At 30.2% G+C, this 16,468-nt stretch carries 20 protein-coding genes; 14 read left to right on the plus strand and 6 right to left on the minus strand.

What is annotated here, in order from left to right; translation table 11 throughout:
* Positions 1-84: 84 nt before the first annotated feature.
* From EYW44_RS02765 to EYW44_RS02810, 10 genes are read left to right on the plus strand one after another with little or no spacing between them, the layout of a single operon-like run.
* Positions 85-1,149 carry a hypothetical protein gene (locus EYW44_RS02765; RefSeq protein WP_132722137.1) on the plus strand — a complete coding sequence of 355 codons (1,065 nt, stop codon included), beginning with the start codon at positions 85-87 and terminating at the stop codon, positions 1,147-1,149.
* A gap of 1 nt (position 1,150) precedes the next feature.
* A complete protein-coding gene (locus tag EYW44_RS02770) occupies positions 1,151-1,693 on the plus strand; it encodes a peptidylprolyl isomerase (protein WP_132722138.1) in 543 nt (180 codons plus the stop codon).
* 20 nt (positions 1,694-1,713) lie between these two features.
* On the plus strand, positions 1,714-3,474 hold the full coding sequence (locus EYW44_RS02775; protein ID WP_132722139.1) for an OmpA family protein: 1,761 nt from the start codon (positions 1,714-1,716) through the stop codon (positions 3,472-3,474).
* 4 nt (positions 3,475-3,478) lie between these two features.
* On the plus strand, positions 3,479-3,988 hold the full coding sequence (locus EYW44_RS02780) for a hypothetical protein (protein WP_132722140.1): 510 nt from the start codon (positions 3,479-3,481) through the stop codon (positions 3,986-3,988).
* Between the two features lie 19 nt (positions 3,989-4,007).
* Entirely contained in the window at positions 4,008-4,949 is a 942-nt protein-coding gene (locus tag EYW44_RS02785; protein ID WP_132722141.1) for a hypothetical protein, read from the plus strand.
* A gap of 8 nt (positions 4,950-4,957) precedes the next feature.
* Positions 4,958-5,443, plus strand: coding sequence for a hypothetical protein (locus EYW44_RS02790; RefSeq protein WP_132722142.1), 486 nt, complete (start codon positions 4,958-4,960; stop codon positions 5,441-5,443).
* Position 5,444: 1 nt separating this feature from the next.
* Complete coding sequence (locus EYW44_RS02795; RefSeq protein WP_132722143.1) at positions 5,445-6,767, plus strand: hypothetical protein; 1,323 nt, start codon at positions 5,445-5,447, stop codon at positions 6,765-6,767.
* A gap of 11 nt (positions 6,768-6,778) precedes the next feature.
* Positions 6,779-7,486, plus strand: a complete 708-nt coding sequence (locus EYW44_RS02800) for a hypothetical protein (protein WP_132722144.1) — start codon at positions 6,779-6,781, stop codon at positions 7,484-7,486.
* Between the two features lie 3 nt (positions 7,487-7,489).
* A complete protein-coding gene (locus EYW44_RS02805; protein WP_132722145.1) occupies positions 7,490-8,968 on the plus strand; it encodes a PASTA domain-containing protein in 1,479 nt (492 codons plus the stop codon).
* Between the two features lie 6 nt (positions 8,969-8,974).
* The gene (locus EYW44_RS02810) at positions 8,975-9,643 is read left to right on the plus strand and encodes a hypothetical protein (RefSeq protein WP_132722146.1); all 669 of its coding nucleotides are present in this window, start codon (positions 8,975-8,977) and stop codon (positions 9,641-9,643) included.
* A 110-nt stretch (positions 9,644-9,753) separates the two neighbouring features.
* Here the strand turns inward: EYW44_RS02810 and EYW44_RS02815 are convergent, their stop codons facing one another.
* On the minus strand, positions 9,754-10,527 hold the full coding sequence (locus EYW44_RS02815; RefSeq protein WP_132722147.1) for a UDP-2,3-diacylglucosamine diphosphatase: 774 nt from the start codon (positions 10,525-10,527) through the stop codon (positions 9,754-9,756).
* Positions 10,528-10,589: 62 nt separating this feature from the next.
* Here EYW44_RS02815 and EYW44_RS02820 point away from each other — a divergent pair, with 62 nt between their 5' ends.
* Together EYW44_RS02820 and EYW44_RS02825 are read left to right on the plus strand one after the other, a co-directional pair.
* Positions 10,590-11,147: an MOSC domain-containing protein gene (locus EYW44_RS02820; protein ID WP_132722148.1), complete on the plus strand. Its 558-nt coding sequence runs from the start codon at positions 10,590-10,592 to the stop codon at positions 11,145-11,147.
* Positions 11,144-11,590: a nucleoside deaminase gene (locus EYW44_RS02825; RefSeq protein WP_132722149.1), complete on the plus strand. Its 447-nt coding sequence runs from the start codon at positions 11,144-11,146 to the stop codon at positions 11,588-11,590. Before EYW44_RS02820 ends, EYW44_RS02825 begins: the two co-directional genes overlap by 4 nt.
* 85 nt (positions 11,591-11,675) lie before the next feature.
* Here EYW44_RS02825 and EYW44_RS02830 read toward each other — a convergent pair whose 3' ends face one another.
* The 5 genes from EYW44_RS02830 to EYW44_RS02850 form a co-directional block, all read right to left on the minus strand.
* Positions 11,676-12,152, minus strand: a complete 477-nt coding sequence (locus tag EYW44_RS02830; protein WP_132722288.1) for a methylated-DNA--[protein]-cysteine S-methyltransferase — start codon at positions 12,150-12,152, stop codon at positions 11,676-11,678.
* 6 nt (positions 12,153-12,158) lie between these two features.
* The gene (locus tag EYW44_RS02835; RefSeq protein WP_132722150.1) at positions 12,159-12,557 is read right to left on the minus strand and encodes an NUDIX hydrolase; all 399 of its coding nucleotides are present in this window, start codon (positions 12,555-12,557) and stop codon (positions 12,159-12,161) included.
* 6 nt (positions 12,558-12,563) lie between these two features.
* Entirely contained in the window at positions 12,564-13,076 is a 513-nt protein-coding gene (locus EYW44_RS02840) for a hypothetical protein (protein WP_132722151.1), read from the minus strand.
* A complete protein-coding gene (locus tag EYW44_RS02845; protein WP_132722152.1) occupies positions 13,076-14,125 on the minus strand; it encodes a T9SS type A sorting domain-containing protein in 1,050 nt (349 codons plus the stop codon). The genes EYW44_RS02840 and EYW44_RS02845 overlap by 1 nt, the downstream gene beginning before the upstream one ends.
* A 136-nt stretch (positions 14,126-14,261) precedes the next feature.
* Positions 14,262-15,026: a TatD family hydrolase gene (locus EYW44_RS02850; RefSeq protein ID WP_132722153.1), complete on the minus strand. Its 765-nt coding sequence runs from the start codon at positions 15,024-15,026 to the stop codon at positions 14,262-14,264.
* A gap of 134 nt (positions 15,027-15,160) precedes the next feature.
* Here EYW44_RS02850 and EYW44_RS02855 point away from each other — a divergent pair, with 134 nt between their 5' ends.
* Together EYW44_RS02855 and EYW44_RS02860 are read left to right on the plus strand one after the other, a co-directional pair.
* Positions 15,161-15,637, plus strand: a complete 477-nt coding sequence (locus EYW44_RS02855) for a retropepsin-like aspartic protease (RefSeq protein WP_132722154.1) — start codon at positions 15,161-15,163, stop codon at positions 15,635-15,637.
* 82 nt (positions 15,638-15,719) lie between these two features.
* Complete coding sequence (locus EYW44_RS02860; RefSeq protein WP_132722155.1) at positions 15,720-16,439, plus strand: hypothetical protein; 720 nt, start codon at positions 15,720-15,722, stop codon at positions 16,437-16,439.
* The last annotated feature ends 29 nt before the right edge of the window (positions 16,440-16,468 follow it).

The following is a 16,468-nucleotide window of genomic DNA, read 5'->3' on the forward strand; positions in this document are numbered from 1 at the left end:
GTTTTCCCTTGTAGTATTCTGTTTTTTTTCCTTGCAAAGCCAATAACATTTAGCAATAAAATTGTGGTATCAAAAAATAAAAAAATGAATACCGTAATTATCAACTCTATTGGGACAGCCACTCCTGGAGCATCAAAAGTATTGTCAGATGCATTAAAAGTTCCGCAAGACTACATGTTAAAGTTATTATACAACGCACCTTCTATTTTATTTCAAAAAGTAGACAATGAAACTGCATTAAAAGCAGAAGATACACTAACTAAACTAGGTTTAGATATCGCTATTTGTAAAGAAGATGAAAAGATAGATTTAACGACTGAGTTAGTAGATATTAGTGTACAACTTAATGATGTTTTAAAGCTGCCTAAAGTTGTTGATCAATTAGCTGATTTTTTAGGATGTAAACCTTCAGAGGTTTTAAATTTATTATTGAAAGAACCAAGTATTGTATTAGGTAATGTATCGGTAGCAACTGCAAAAGCATTAGAAAATAGAATTGATGCAAATGTGCATTTTTCAAATCCTAGAAAAGATAAGTACACTATTTTAATAAGTAACGAAGAAAGTTTAAGAGCGGTTAATAATATTGAAAAATCACTAAGGTCAACGGCATACCTTAAAGATAATGTGTATGTAATAGAAAATATATCGTATGATGATTCGCAGTTGTTTTGGAGAAAGCATCAATCTAAAAAAACAATTAAGTTATTAAATCAAAGTCATCAAACAGTAAGCTTACTATTGAATGATTTCAATCTAGAAGATACGAATCATGTTTCTTTTTTAGTAGAAAAAGTAGGAATGCCAGAAGCTATTCTGGAAGATGTTCATTCAGCGTTACCAATTGTTTTAATAGATGGAGTAAACAACAATAAAGCAACTAATTTTCAGAAAGAATGCAATGAAATAGGATTAACTACCTCTATAGAAAAAGACTTTAACTTCAAGAAAAAATTGCATATCCAGAATATTTCAACTTCAGAAATAGCAGATGTACATAGAATTTTACATCAATTTATATCAAAAGAAAACTTGCCTAAAGCAGGAGCGAAAGAATGGATAAGTACTGATGAAATGCCAACAATAATAGCTAAATATTTAGCTGTTCAGTTAGAAATTTTAGCGTGTAATGTAGAAATAATTAATTAAGATGGAACAAAATATTCTTCACTACAGAATTGCTGAACGTGGTAAAATGCATGCGTTAGATAAAAACTACAAAGAAGCATTACGACATTATAAGGAAGCATTAAAATTGACACAAAAGCAGCAAGATAGCGAACTGTTTTTTCAACATTACAGTCAGTGTGTAATGGAATCATTAGAGTTGTCAGGAGCTTATGATGAGGTCATATCATTTTGTGAAAACTACCGATCTTTTTTAAAAGAAAAAGAGCAAGATGTTTTAGTTCGTAAGCATAATGCTTTCGTTAGTGAACGTCAGGCAATTCAACATATTTTAAAAGGTGAACAAGAAGAAGCGAAAGACTTATTACAAGAAATTCAAAAAGATTTAGGAAGAGGTAAACAACCTATCACCGATCAATTGCTAGGATGGCTGCTAAGAGGATATAAAATAAATGCCGATCAATTAAAACAATTACAACAGAAACATAATTATTTCATTGTGAGAAAAGAATCGGTAAATCCTAAAATAGCCATGGATTTGCCTGAGGGAATTTCTCCTTTTTAATTACTTAAAACCAATAAAAAATGGCAAACGTTAAAACCTTTGACGAGGGAGCGAAAATTTTGCAAAACGTTGATGTTACCAGTATGGTTACTGGATTAGCATTGGGGATTGCAAATGCGCAAGAACAATTAGACAACAATTCTGTAAAACAGATTACCACACTTGCTCAAACACAAGTTGGTGGAAAATCGTTGTTAGAACTTGGGTTCAGACCTGCTTTTTATGCTTTTGATCATGCAGATATATCTGTGTCATTAAGTTTAAAAATGGCAGTAAGTGAAGAACTTGAAATTGATTTTGAATTAGAGTATGATTCTACTAGAAAAAAAGGATATACAGATGAGCATATTCAAAAAATCGAAAACAATTACAAAGAAGAAAAGTATAGAGAGTTTAAAAGCAGTCGAAAATACTGGACTACTTTATCAAATGAACATACTTTAAAAGTAAATGAGACTTCTGTTAATACAAGTACAAAAACAGGGAGTATTGAAAGAATTGATGAAACGGCTGGTAACCTTTCATCTGACGCTAAAATAGAACGTGTAGATTCTGAAATTATAGAAACAAAAGATGTAACCTCTACTGATACTACCAATAAGGTGCATGTGCATAATTATAAAGGTTTCGGAATGCTTTCTATGTTAAATTATTATGCCGAAGATACTGCTATTATAAAGGTTAAAAGTTATTCTGGTTTAAGTATCAAATTAAGTAACGCTTTAACCATTAGTGGAGCAAATTTAAATGCCAATTTAGGAAGTATATCGAATAGCGTTTTTAAAATGGGATTGAAAGATAACGACACTTTTACGGTGTATTTTGATTTCTCTAAACATCATCCAATCGATTTTACTTACAGTAAAGGAACGGCTCCTAATAACATAAATCAATTAAAAGAAAAGTTAAGAGCTTTAGCTTTTATAATGAAAGAAGATACTGATGTAAAGATTAAAATTAAAGGTCATACAGATAGTGTTAGTGGAGATAAGTTTAATAAAGACTTAGGATTAAAAAGAGCTACAGGAGTAGCAAACTATTTGCAAGCTTTAGGAGTTAATCCATCTCAAATTACTGAAATAGTTTCTGAAGGAGAAGATGCAGCTAAAGCAGCTGTAGGTGATAATAAAAAAGACGCTGACTATAGAAAAGCCGTTATTGAAGTTGATACAGGAGGTAATGAATACATTTATATTGAAGGAGGTGATTTTGTTGAGTCAGAATCTGTTGCTATTGTTGCAGATTGGTCTGTGTCAACTTCTGGTATTTTAAAGAAGTATGCAAAATTAGCGGCTAGTACAAATAAAAAACTAAAAGTAGAATCTGGTAGTGATGTTAGTATTGATAGCAATGTGAAAACTTTAGCACAGATCAATACTCAATTTGAGAATAGCAATAAGTTTTATTCTCAAGTGTCTGGTGATGTAGTATATGCGGTACGTAAAGATGCTAAAATAGAATACACCTTATTCTCTAATGATTCTGAAGAATTAGTGATAGAAGATAAATCATCTAGTAGTCAAAACACACAAAATAGCAATGATACTTTACAGATTCATAAAGTTATCAACAGTAAATATTTTGCAAAGTCAGATGTAACTTCTATCAAAGATCCAAAAGTATCAGCTTGGAGTGGATCATTAGATTTTCGATATGCACGTCAGTTTAGTATGTCTGTAGAAGGGAATGCTAGTGTATCAGCCAGAATGGTATCGGTTCCTGCACCAACTGCTTTTGAAAACTATGTACAGTCATTAACTGGAACTTCATCAAACTCTTAGTAATATGTCAACGCCTAAAGTAATACAACAAATTACGAACGCACCATTACCAATGATGTTAGAAAAATTAGGAATGTCTATAGCCAATGCACAATCGGCGTTAGATGCTAATTCTATTCGTTTGGCTAATGAGTTGGCTTCGGTAAAAATTAATGTAGGCGATGAAGAATACAACCTGTTAAGTCTTGGTTTTGCTCCAACATTTTATGCATTTACAGAAGCTTCTATAGAAATGAAAATGGAATTTTCTATGGCTGAAGCAGAAAGTTATGGTGGAGCTCTTGGGTTTAGTTACGGAAAAGGTCAAGGTAGTGGTAGTAGTAATACTACAAGTACAGGGAGTGAAAGTGAGAGTTCTACACAAATGTTTGGAGTATCTATCTCTGCACATTACGAACGAAAATATTCAGCTTCTGCTGAAGGATCGTCGTCAATAGCAGCAAAAATAGTTGCGTTACCAGCGCCAGATATTTATTTCGAAGTACTAAAGTCTACACTAAATAAAGATGAATAAAAATTAAAAAACAAAAATTATGAATATGTTTAATAACACCCCAGAAATAGGTCAAGAGCTTTTGAATGTACCTATGGGGGAAATGATTGAAAGCATGGCTATGTCTATAGCCAAGGCACAAATGGCATTAGATTCTAATTCTATTGAAGTTGCTGAAATGATGGGAGGACTAAGTCCCGTAAAAAGTACTATCAAAGATGCAAATGGAAATGAACAAGAGTTTATCAATTTTAAAGATAGCCGTGTTTTCTTCGGAAAAGAAAGAGTTGATTTAACTGGAGCAGTTGAATTGTATAATGCTAATAAAGATCAGGCGTATAGAGCTACAATCAAAGATAAAATAAAAGATGATATTGAGCCAGCTTATGAAAAGCCAGTGGTAGATGTTGATAAAGCACCTACTGATAATACAGCATTGTTTACTCCAGATAATCAAAAGAATGCTTCTGTTTTTTATAGAAAAAGTGCTTCAGAATGGTTTAAATATAATCCAAGTGCTAATAGTGGAGCTGGAGCATATGAGGTAATAACTACACCTACTGCATCTACAACAGGACAGGTAATGAAAAAACCTAGTACTCCAGAAAGAGTACTTTTCTTACCACAACGATTATCGATGTTAGAATTAGGGTTTTCTCCTACTTTTTATCAGTTTGTAGATACTATCATTAAAGTATCAATAGAAATTAAGTTTACAAGAGAAGGTTCTTCATCATATTCTTATAAAAGAGATTCTAAAAGTACTACCAGAAGTGCAAGTTTTAGCTGGAGAAGAGGTATAAAAACCAATAAAACAGTAACTACATCGCAAGTAAATGCAGGTTTTTCTCAAAAATATAGTTATTCGGCAGAAGGATCTAGTTTACTACAAACAAAGTTAGTACCTATTCCGCCACCAGCAATTTTAGAACAACGTATTCAGCAACAAATGGAAATAGCAAGAGAAGAGGCTGAAAACTAGTATTTGTTATGGGTAGAATAACCAGAGAAATACAAAATGCACCCTTACCAGAAATGGTAAAAAGTTTGGGTATTGGTATTGCACAAGCGCAAAGAGCTTTAGACAAGGTTTCTATGGATTTAGCAAAAGAGCTTGTAAATACTAAGGTTGAAATGGGAGGAGAGGAGTATAGCTTATTGGCATTGGGCTTTACTCCAACCTTCTACCAATATGTTGATACATTTTTTGAATGTAAGATGTCTATTTCTATGACAGAATCTAAAGAGTTTGGAGCTTCTGTGTCGGTTAGTGGAGGATTTAATGTTGGTTTTGCAGCAGTAAGTGCATCTGTATCGGCAAGTTATTCTCAAAAATATCAGTATTCAGCGGAAGCAAGTTCATTAATACGAACAAAGTTGGTAACGGTACCTAATCCGCCTGTTTTTGAACAACGCTTACGAAGTATGATAGAGAATGAATTAGATAGTAAAAGAAATAATAATTCAAGTTTATAAAATGGCAAAACATTGGAAAAGCTTTGTTAAAAAGGAAACCACTCCAGTAAAAGAAGAGTTAGATTTTAAAACTCTTCTTTCCTCTGGAGGAAAAGAGGGAAATAAATCTTTAGAAGATGTTGCAGGATTTAACACAAATTTGAAATCGTTGTTAGAAGAGCAAAAAGAGCTAGAAGATAAAATGGCAGCGCTTACTGGCACTGATAAAGATGAGCAAGTAGATAAAAGATATGACAATGAGATAAAAAGTGTTTATCAAAAACGAAAAGAAGAAAAAGAGGCAGCAAAGAAAAAAGCAAAGAGTAAAAAGAAGAAAGATGAATGGAAAGTTGATACAGTTAAAAAAAGAAAATCAACTCCAGAAAAAGATACGTTTTCAAGAAATTTTAAAAAGAAAGAAGAAGGTTTTTTAAGAGCAACCAAAGAAATTAAACGTACAGTATCAAATATTCAAAAAGAAAATAAAAAACTACAAAAGCCAGTAGAGATATTTTCTAAAAATAAAATAAAAAAAGAAAAAGTATCTGACCTAATTATAAATGCTAAGAAAGGGAAAAAATTAGTGAATGCTTTACAAAAAAATAAAGCGAAGTCTTCTTTTAGAGTTGATAAGAAGAAAAAAAACGTAAAAGTTACTAAGAAAGAGTCAACAGAATTATTAAAAAACAAAACCAAAACAAACACAAATAAAGAATTAAAAAGTAGGACTGAAAAGACAATAGTTACACTAAGAGAAGTAAAAAAAGTAGGTGATAAGTTAGAGAATTTCGTAGATAATTCTCTTGGTAATACATCTTTTCAAAAAGAGGGTAAGGTAACACCTCAAAAAAGTAAAGGATTTGAAAATGTAGTTAAAGCAACTAAAAAAACAGTTAACACTTTTAAAACAGTAAAAAAGATAAGTAATAATCTAAATACTGGAGTTGAAAAAATAGGTTCAAAAATTCCAGTAGATAAATCTTCAGATTTAGGAAAAACTATTGATAAAGTAGGAGGTATTTTAAATAAAGCAGATAAAAAGATAAAGAAAGTGGATACGCTTTTCAATAGTGCCAATAAGTATTTAGATAAAACATCCAATGTTGTAGGGCTTTTTAATAAAAAAGTGTCGAATACAGATTTTATAAAAACGAAAGATTTATCAGTAAAAGATGCTTTTAATCTAGATGTTCTTCAGCAGAAAAAAGAAAAACAAGAAGAGTCAGAAAGTTTTAAGGTTGAAAATAAAAAATTGACAGTTGATTTAGGAACGATAAAAAAAATTAAAAAAGGAATAGACACATTAAAAAGTGTAAAAAACACAAAAGATAGTTTTTCATTTTAAAAACAAAACCAATGAGCTCAGTAAACAATGCATTAACATTAAAACAGATATTGTTAGGTATTTCCGATAGTTTAAATGAAGCGCAAAATCATTTAAGAAATGTAAAACCATATGATGAATTCGGTAGACCTAATACCTTATATACATTACCTTATTTAGATTTCAATTTGCAAGTTGAAGCTGAATTTGAGAAAGAAACAAGTAGTACTTCACAAAAAGATACTTCTTATCCAGTTTCTAGTCCGTACGAAAAATCATATAAAAAAGGTTACGAAAAATCAATAGCTTTTAAGCCTGTTGCTATTACCAATACAGATACCAAAGAAACCAATAAGATAACCAGTACTATTTCAGGTAGGTTTGTAGCTATTGTACCTAATGAAGGTTTGCCTCAATTAATTATTAATGCTACACCAAAACCGACCAATAATATTCATGAGTTTGATATAGAAGTGGAAGTTTTTAATGCAGCAGGAGAAAAAATTTCTGACGCATTGGTAGAATGTAATTACAATCAGCAAAAAACAGCATTATTAAATCCCAATGTTACTTTAAATCATACTACTACTTTTTTAAATACTAGCGAAATTAGAACAGATGTTAATGGAAAATCAATAGCGAAGGTAAAAGTAGATGGAGTAGATTATGCAAGTGGTTACATTTTAATTATAGAAGTAAATGTAGGAAATGTATTTACTAAAATTTCAATTCAAAACTAAGTTATGGCAGTCAATTTAGAGCATATACAATTTCAAGGAATCATATTTGATGCATCCAATACTCTTATTTCTGAGTACCCAATTCATATTCAATTTTATAATGTGAATTTAAAAAGTTGGTTGTCGTTAACTGAAAAATCTATTGTATTAAAGAAATCGAAGTTTTTATACGAGTTAGAAATTCCAGACAGAATATCTACTAGTAACCAAACAATGCGAATTGTAAGAGAGGTATTAAAATCTGGAGGAATTCCTTCTTTTAGAATTGTAAAAGAAAGTAAAGAAGATATTATTGAAGTAATAGCGAGAAGTTATACTACAACCATTCAACAAGAAAAAGAAATTGTAAATATCAATTTTGGAGAGCATTGGCTATTAAATAAAGAAGCTTTTATTCAAAAAGAAGATCATGTAATCATCGCTTCTTCTGTTCCTGTTTTTGAAATGAGTTCAACTTTAGAAAGTTTGAAAGAAGAAAGAGAAAAGTTCAATCAAGATAAAGCAAAACTTTCAAAGGAAATAGAGGGATTAAATACAGCTATAACAACACTTTCTAAAGAAAAGGAAATAATTGAAAATAACGTAGCTACAAAAGATACGGCGATTAATGAGTTAAATGAAAGAGTCGTATTGTTGCAAGCCAAACTTAATGAAGAAATATCAGCAAAAGAAGAATTAACAACTGCCACAATTTCATTACGAGCACAAATAAATGAGCAACAAAAGATGATTGCTGATTATGAGAAAGAAGCAAGTGAGAATTATAAGGAAAGATTTTTTGCTTTAGAAAAGCAAGTAATAAAAGTTGAGAAAGAAAAAAATGATTTAGTAAAAGAAAAGCAGGCTTTTTTAGAAAGTGTGAAAAAGCTGCAGTTAGATACTGAAAAGTACAAAGATATTATTAAAGAAAAAGATGCTGAGTTGTCAACAAATCAGGTGTTAGTGTCATCTTTAGAACAAAAGACGGAAAAATTAAGAGAAGAATTAGAAGAAGCTAGAAGTTATAATCAAACAGAACATCCTAATAAATTGGCTGCAAGTAAAGTGTATGGAAGCATAGTAAATGATGTTATTAAGGCAGATGAGGAGTTAGCTAATTCGAGGTTTAAACTTGCAAATGTTTCTTTAAATCTAAAAACTACTGTAGAAAAAGGACCTGAAGGAACTTTATTAGGATTACTCGATTTCGAATCGGCTAAAGGAATTAATGGTGCGGCAGTAAGTGATATAAGTATTGATATTGTACCTAATAATGCTGCTGTTGTTACAAACGGATTAAAGATGCCAAATATTTTAGGTCTTACAGAAACAGCGGTTAGAAAGGTATTGCTTGATTATGGCTTAAAGTTAGATGCAGTTTATCATGCAACTGATAATCAGAATTTAGTAGAAGGGCAGTCGTTTAAACAATCACCAGCACCTGAAGCTACTATTGAAGAAGGACAAGAGGTTATAGTAATTTTTGCAAAATCAATAAAATAAAAGAACATGTCAAATAATTCATACGATCATGCAAAAGATGCTTTTGCAGCTCCGTTAGGAGATTTTATAGCATCAATAGGAGAAGGAGTAGGAGAGGCACAAGCAGCTTTAGATGAAGGTTCATTAAGGCAAACATTAGAAATTTATAATAGTGATCCAGATAAATCTCATGAAACATTAAAAATGTTACGAGATGTTGGTTATCAGCCTACATTTTATACTATTCCGAAAACAACAGCAAAAGCAAAAATTTCATTATCTATTTCACAGCAAAACGCTGGGATTGTTAATTCAAAAAATAAAGCTTTTCGCCCTAAAATGTATGCTACTCCAGTGAATGCATCTAATACGAATAAATACAATATGAGTTTAAATGCAACAGCTGAAATCGAATTTGATATTGTTCCTGTTCCGCCTACAGATATGCAAGTAATTCGTTTTTTACCAAATGTTGTTGATAAAGTAGTGTTAGATACTGATAATAATGAGAAAATAGTAAAAAGAACATTTAAAGAGATAAAGGAATTGTTAGGTAGTTATAATTTGTCGTACGAAATTCAAGGTGAAAAAGAGGACGATCCAGTAACTGATGAAACTACTTTCTCTGAACAACTTCCAAAGTTTGAAGAAAAGAAGTTAATACGAGCGGATGATGTAATTACACTAGTGGTTTAGTTTTGTATTAAGTATTAAGTATTAAGTATTAAGTATTAAGTATGTGAGAATTGGGGTTAGATTTTTTCTGACTCCTTTTTTGGTTATGCTCGTTTTTAAAAACGTTAATTTTAAGATTTTGTATCGTATTCTTTCAAAGAAAGTTCTGAATTTTCAAAAGAAGCATAAGTAAAATATTGTACCCAGTCACCAAGATTAATATACTTGCTTTGTTCGTTTAATTGAATGTTTAAAGGTAAATGTCTGTGACCAAAAACAAAATAATCGTAATGTTCCGTCTCTAACTTACGTTTACAATATTGCACTAGCCATTCTTTATCTTCTCCCAAGAATTTAAAATCCTCATCACCAGAAATCATTTTATTTTTAACAGACATGTATTGTCCTAAACGAACACCTAAATCAGGATGAAGCCATCTAAACATCCATTTGAATAAAGGAAAAGTAAAAACTTTTTTCATTCGTTTGTAGCCTTTGTCATGAGGTCCCAATCCGTCTCCATGACCCACTAAAAATAATTTTTGATTGATTTCAAATTGTTGAGGTGAGTGAAATACAGGAATATTTAATTCTGTTTCGAAATAATCTCGCATCCATAAATCATGATTTCCTACAAAAAAATATATTGGAGTACCACTGTCTCTAATTTCAGCAAGTTTTCCTAAAACTCTTACAAAACCTTTCGGAACCACTGTTTTGTATTCAAACCAAAAGTCGAATAAATCGCCAAGTAAAAAAATAGCAGCAGCATCATCTTTTACTTCATTTAACCAATTCAAAAACTTTTGTTCACGGACAAAGCTTTTTTCTTTGTTAGGAGCACCTAAATGTTGGTCGGAAGCAAAATATACTTTTTTAGTATCTGGAACTGTAATTGAAATCAAAACTGTGTTTTTGGGCAAAAATAACTATATTTATTTAGCTAACTTTGTAAAAAAGCGTATACATGATTGTACTATCTACGAATATTGGAGACAAAAAAGAAATTGACTGGAAAGGTAAGAAAGTAACCACCGGTATTTTTAAGTATCCTACAGATGAAGGTATCTTTTTAAATGTTGAAGAAGTAAAAGGAGATACTATTTGTGATAGAGAACATCATGGAGGAGTAGATCAAGCTGTATATGCTTATTCAGTAAAACATTACGATTATTTTAAAGAGTTGCATCCAGATTTAGATTGGGAGTTAGGAATGTTTGGTGAAAACCTGACATTGACAGATATTGAAGAAACAGAAATACATGTGGGTGATACTTTTGAATTAGGTGAAGTTGTTATTGAGGCTACAAAAGCTAGGTTTCCTTGTATGAAATTAGGAGTACGTTTTAATAACATGAAAATTGTAAAACAGTTTTGGAATACTACTAAGTGTGGTGTGTATTTTAAAGTGTTAAAAACCGGTGTAGTTAAAAAGGGAGATGAGTTTAAATTATTAAAATCAGATACCTCACAACCTACCATAGCAGATTTATATATTAATAAAAGAACAAAGAAGTTTTCATGAATCCATTTGATGACGAGTATTTTATGAGAAAAGCTTTACAGGAAGCTCAAAATGCATATGATAAAGGAGAAGTACCTGTGGGAGCTGTAATTGTTTTTAAAGATCAAATTATAGCAAGAGCTCATAATTTAACTGAAAGATTAAATGATGTTACTGCTCATGCAGAAATGCAAGCGTTTACCTCTGCTGCAGATTTTTTAGGAGGAAAATACCTGAAAGATTGTACGTTGTATGTTACGTTAGAGCCTTGTCAAATGTGTGCTGGAGCTAGTTATTGGACTCAAATTAGTAAGATTGTTTACGGAGCAAGTGAGCCGAAAATGGGTTTTACTGCTATGAAAACTAAATTGCATCCGAAAACAAAAGTAGTATCAGGAGTTTTAGAAGAAGAGTGTGCGCATATCTTGAAAAAGTTTTTTGTAGAAAAGAGAAACCTTAATTAGTTCGCAGTAATCAGTTATCATTAAACAATTATCAGTTTTTAGAGTTTTACTTATTGATGACTGATCACAGATAATTGATCATTGTTCAAAACAAGCTTTGTTGTTTTGCTCCGCTTTCATGCTCAAGTAACCATTTTTTTCTCCACACACCACCAGCATAACCTGTTAATGAACCGTCGGATCCAACAATTCTATGGCAAGGAATGATAATTGAAATTGGATTTTTACCATTAGCAGAAGCAACCGCTCTAATGGCTTTTACATCTCCAAGATATTTGGATTGTTCTAAATAGCTTCTTGTTTTTCCAAAAGAAACGTGTAATAAAGCCTTCCATACCTTTCCTTGAAATTCAGTTCCTTTAGGAGCCAATTGTAGTTCAAATTCTTTCCTGTTTCCAGAAAAATATTCATCTAATTGTTGAATACATTTTTTTATTTCTTCGGAAGTTGTTTCAATTTCGGTAGCAGGATTTTCTTCAATAAAATAAATAGAGTATATAGATTTATTATCACCTTTTATTTCAAGGATGCCAATAGGAGAGTTGTAATATGCTGTTTCTATATTCAATTATATAATTTTATGTTGCTCTTTTAAGAAAGAGAAAATCTTTTTATCAACTTCAGAAATGATATCCATGTCATTTGAAGTTAACCATTTAATTTCTTCTATTTCACTGGAAGCCTTAGGGGTGTTTTTATAGCTTGCTTTATAACAAGTCATTTTTACTATAATACCTTCAGCTCTTCCGTGAGATTGTGCTTTAAAAGTACCAATATACTCGATTGATTTTTCTTCAATATCTACATTAAGTTCTTCTTTTATTTCACGGATCAAAGTTTCTGTATCTGTTTCGTTGCCTTCTCTTTTTCCTCCAGGAAGATAAAAAGTGTCTTTTCCTTTAGATCGAGTGCTTAAAATTTTTTGATCTTGAATTTCTATAAGCGCTATTTTGTCAATTTCTTTCATTAAATATTATGGGTTACTAGAAGAGATTCTTTTGAGAAAAAAAGAAGATTCTTTTTTTAAAACTTTATAAATAAATATACCTTTTGATGAATTATCTAAACTATAAATTCCGTTTTCAAATTTCATTTCAGTGATTTCAAACATTATTTTGTTTTCACTTAGTATTTTGTATTTTCTTTTTGGTGAAGGCTCAGCAATAAAAGTGTTTTTATCTTCTCCCATGTCACAATCCATAGAAATGTTTTCTTGATAATTAAAACTTTTGTGATTATTATTAAATTCTAAAATAAAATTAATGTTTTTATTATTAAGGTAATCAATTTTTGCTTTGGTGTCAATAACAGTTAATTTGTATTCTTCGGTATTTTTACCGTGCAAAAATAACTTATTAGTACTCCATAAATTATTTTCTAAAATAGTGGTTAAATTTTGGGTACTTTTTTTTGATTGTCCAGAAAGGTTTACTAGCGATAAAAAAGTAAAGATGAATAATTGGATGAATGTTTTTAAAAATGTCATTATTTTACCTTTATGAATTTACTTTTACCTAAAACAACTCCTCTTTTATTTCTATTGATGATAAAAAATATACCTACAGGTAACTCGTTTATAGCAATTTCAGTTTTATAAGATTTTGTTTTAATATTTCGGATTATTTTTCCGTTAATGGAATATATGGTAATATATGATTCAGTTTCTTGTTTTAAATTTATAAATATTTTTTCAGTAGCTGGATTGGGGTAAACGATTAATTTGTTATTGCCTTTTTTACCCATTATTTCAGAAAATGGGATAGCAGGTAGGAATTTAATGATAATAGGTTTTTTATGAGATTCGTCCATAACAACTTGTGCAACGGGATGTTTTGTTTCTTTATCATCTGTCCACCATTGATATAGTATATTAGAACTTCCTTTTAATTTACCTAATAAATGCCATTCTTTTTTTCTTTTCTTATAAAAATAATCTATAACATTAACTTCATGTTTTAGTCTAAGTGATAAAAAAGTTCCAGTGGGTAAAATAATATCGCCCCAAGCATCAACAGTGGTGTTGTGTTTAAAAACTCTTTTTCTTTTTATAGAGTCTGTCCCTTTTTTAGTTTTTAGGAGTATCGTTTCTTCCTCTTTTTTATTATTAGAGGTGTCAAGATAGTTAAAAGGATATCTTATAGTAGTTACATTTCTGTTTTCAATTCTTTTTTTATTGTTAACAAAAACACCTGATCCAATAGTTTTTAATTCTGAGTTCGAATTATTCATAAACATCCAAGCTTCATATATATTATTAGAATATAAAGCTATGTTGGCATTAGGAAAATCTTCAGCAAAAGGTGTTTTTTTGGGGTCAACAAATTGTATGGTGTCTCTTTTAGATGTGTTTAGATTAGAAAAGTCCCATGTTTTATTTTCACCTGCTTCTCCAATATCAATATTAACCTTTGGAAACCTAGTGTAGTATTCAATTATAGTATCTCCAATAGAAACAAAATTATGTTGTTTTAAAGTTATTTGAGAAAAAGAATAAAAATTTAAAAAAAGTAGAAAAATCCATACATTTTGTTTCATAATATTTTTGTGTTTTGTCTAAACTAATTAATTTTTAGGTTATATGTTTTCCTAAATAATTATTTATTAGGCTTTAGTTAAAAAGCGACAGCACTTGGTTTATATTTAGAAAAGAAAAAAGTATGAATTATTTGTTTTAAACACCAAAAATGTCTTTAGAATTTTGAGTAGTAATTTCAGAAATTTCTTGATATGATTTTCCGTAAATATCTACTAATTTACCAACAACTTGAGTAATATAACTACTTTCGTTTCGCTTTCCTCTGTATGGTGTAGGAGCCAAGTAAGGCGAATCGGTTTCTAATACAATGTGTTTTAAATCTATTTCATTTAAAAACTTATCAATTTTACCATTTTTAAAAGTGGCTACACCGCCAATACCTAACTTCATATTGTAAGAAATGGCTTTTTTTGCTTGTTCTAATGTGCCAGTAAAACAATGGAAAATACCAAATAAGTCATCACCTTTTTCGCTTTCCAATACTTCAAAAATTTCATCAAAAGCTTCTCTACAATGAATTATAATAGGTAGTTTTTTTTCTTTAGCCCATTGGATTTGAGTTTTAAAAGCTTCTTGTTGAGCTGTTAAAAATGTTTTATCCCAATATAAATCGATTCCAATTTCACCAATAGCATAAAAATCACGTTTATCAATCCACTCCCTCACATGTGCTAATTCTTCTTTGTAATTTTCTTTAACAGAAGTTGGGTGTAATCCCATCATTAAGAAAACATCATCAGGATAGTTTTTTTCTAAATCGAACATTCTTTCAGTAGAATTACTATCAATAGCAGGAATAAAAAAACGAGAAACACCAGCTTCTTTAGCTCTAGTCATCATTTCATTTCTATCCTCATCAAATTGTTCAGCATAAAGGTGAGTATGTGTATCGGTAATCATATTATGTAGTAAGGTTGTAAGTTTATTAAAAATAATGAGTTACAATTTTTATTCATTACAAATCATATTTTTAAAATTCGTAATTCAAAAATCAATACATTATTTTTGTATTTCGAATGCAAAAGTACGAGGAAATGGCAAGTTTGAAAAAAGTATTGCGAAAAAAGAAATATGTAAGAATTAAGCTTAAAAAGATGAGAACAAATCATCTTGAATTACCTGCAAAAATAAATGGTGTTAAAGGTGTTTTTATTTTAGATACTGGAGCTTCTAACTCTTGCGTTGGACTTGATTTAAAAGAATATTTTAAATTAATATCTGAAGAAAGTGAGGTAAAAGCAGCTGGAGCCGGAGCTATCGATATGGAAACTCATAAATCTGAAAACAATTCACTAAGAATTGGAGACTGGAAGTTTAAGAATTGTAATCTTGTTTTATTTGATTTACAACATGTAAATGCTGCTTTAGCACAACATAATGCTGGTAAAGTACACGGAATTATAGGAGCTGATGTTTTAGAAGCAGGAAAAGCCTTTATAGATTATGATAAAAAAGTATTGTACCTAAGAAAATTAAAAAAGCAGAAGAAGTTTAAAGGTGTTTACTTTTAGCAATAATATTATGAATGCTGTAAACAAACTTATCTTTTTATTTATAACCAACAGCTTTATTGTTAATGCTCAACATTTGGTCATGGACTCAATTGGTGCTTCGTACTCTAATAAGCAACCGTTGTATAAATCTGAGTGGATTAAGAAAGGTTTTAATACTATTGGTAAGTTTAATGATCATCCTAAATATTACATTCAGAAAATGAATGTTTTTAAAGGCGAAGAATCACTTGTTTTAATTCAGAGTCTTTACGATCATGAAAATAGTCATTGGTTAGTGATAGTTGACAATGAAGGGAATTTGTTAGATTATATTGAAACTGCTTATGATAATGATGAAGGGTTTTTACAAATTCAATCTTCTTTTTATGAAGAAGATGTTGTTGTAGATATTTATAATGGTTACGAATCGCCAGATGAAATAACGAAAGCCTATTTGATATCTGCAAATCGTTTTTTGTTAAAAAAAGATATTGTTTTTGAGTATTCAGAAAGTTATGGCTCAACTTGCTGTCCTAAAGATCCCGCTTGGGATACTAAAGAGTCACTAGAAGCTTATATTAAAAGATTTGAAAAAGATCATTCCGTTGTTTTAAAAGAATCATACAAAGTTATACAGGGGAAAGAAGGCGAAAAAACGTATTATTTATCTTTTAAAGGTTGGAATAAAAAAGTAAAAGAAAGATTTATAAGAGAACGTATTCAGCATAATATGTTTTTAAATTGGAGTACTATGAAAACAGATACTTACAATGATATGATAAAGAAAAATAGAAGGAACTTAATTTTTGAATTGAGATAAAGGATAGTATAGATTTAGTTTTGTGTTCA

Origin of the sequence: Tenacibaculum sp. M341 (assembly GCF_004337695.1) — a bacterium.
Classification (GTDB): domain Bacteria; phylum Bacteroidota; class Bacteroidia; order Flavobacteriales; family Flavobacteriaceae; genus Polaribacter.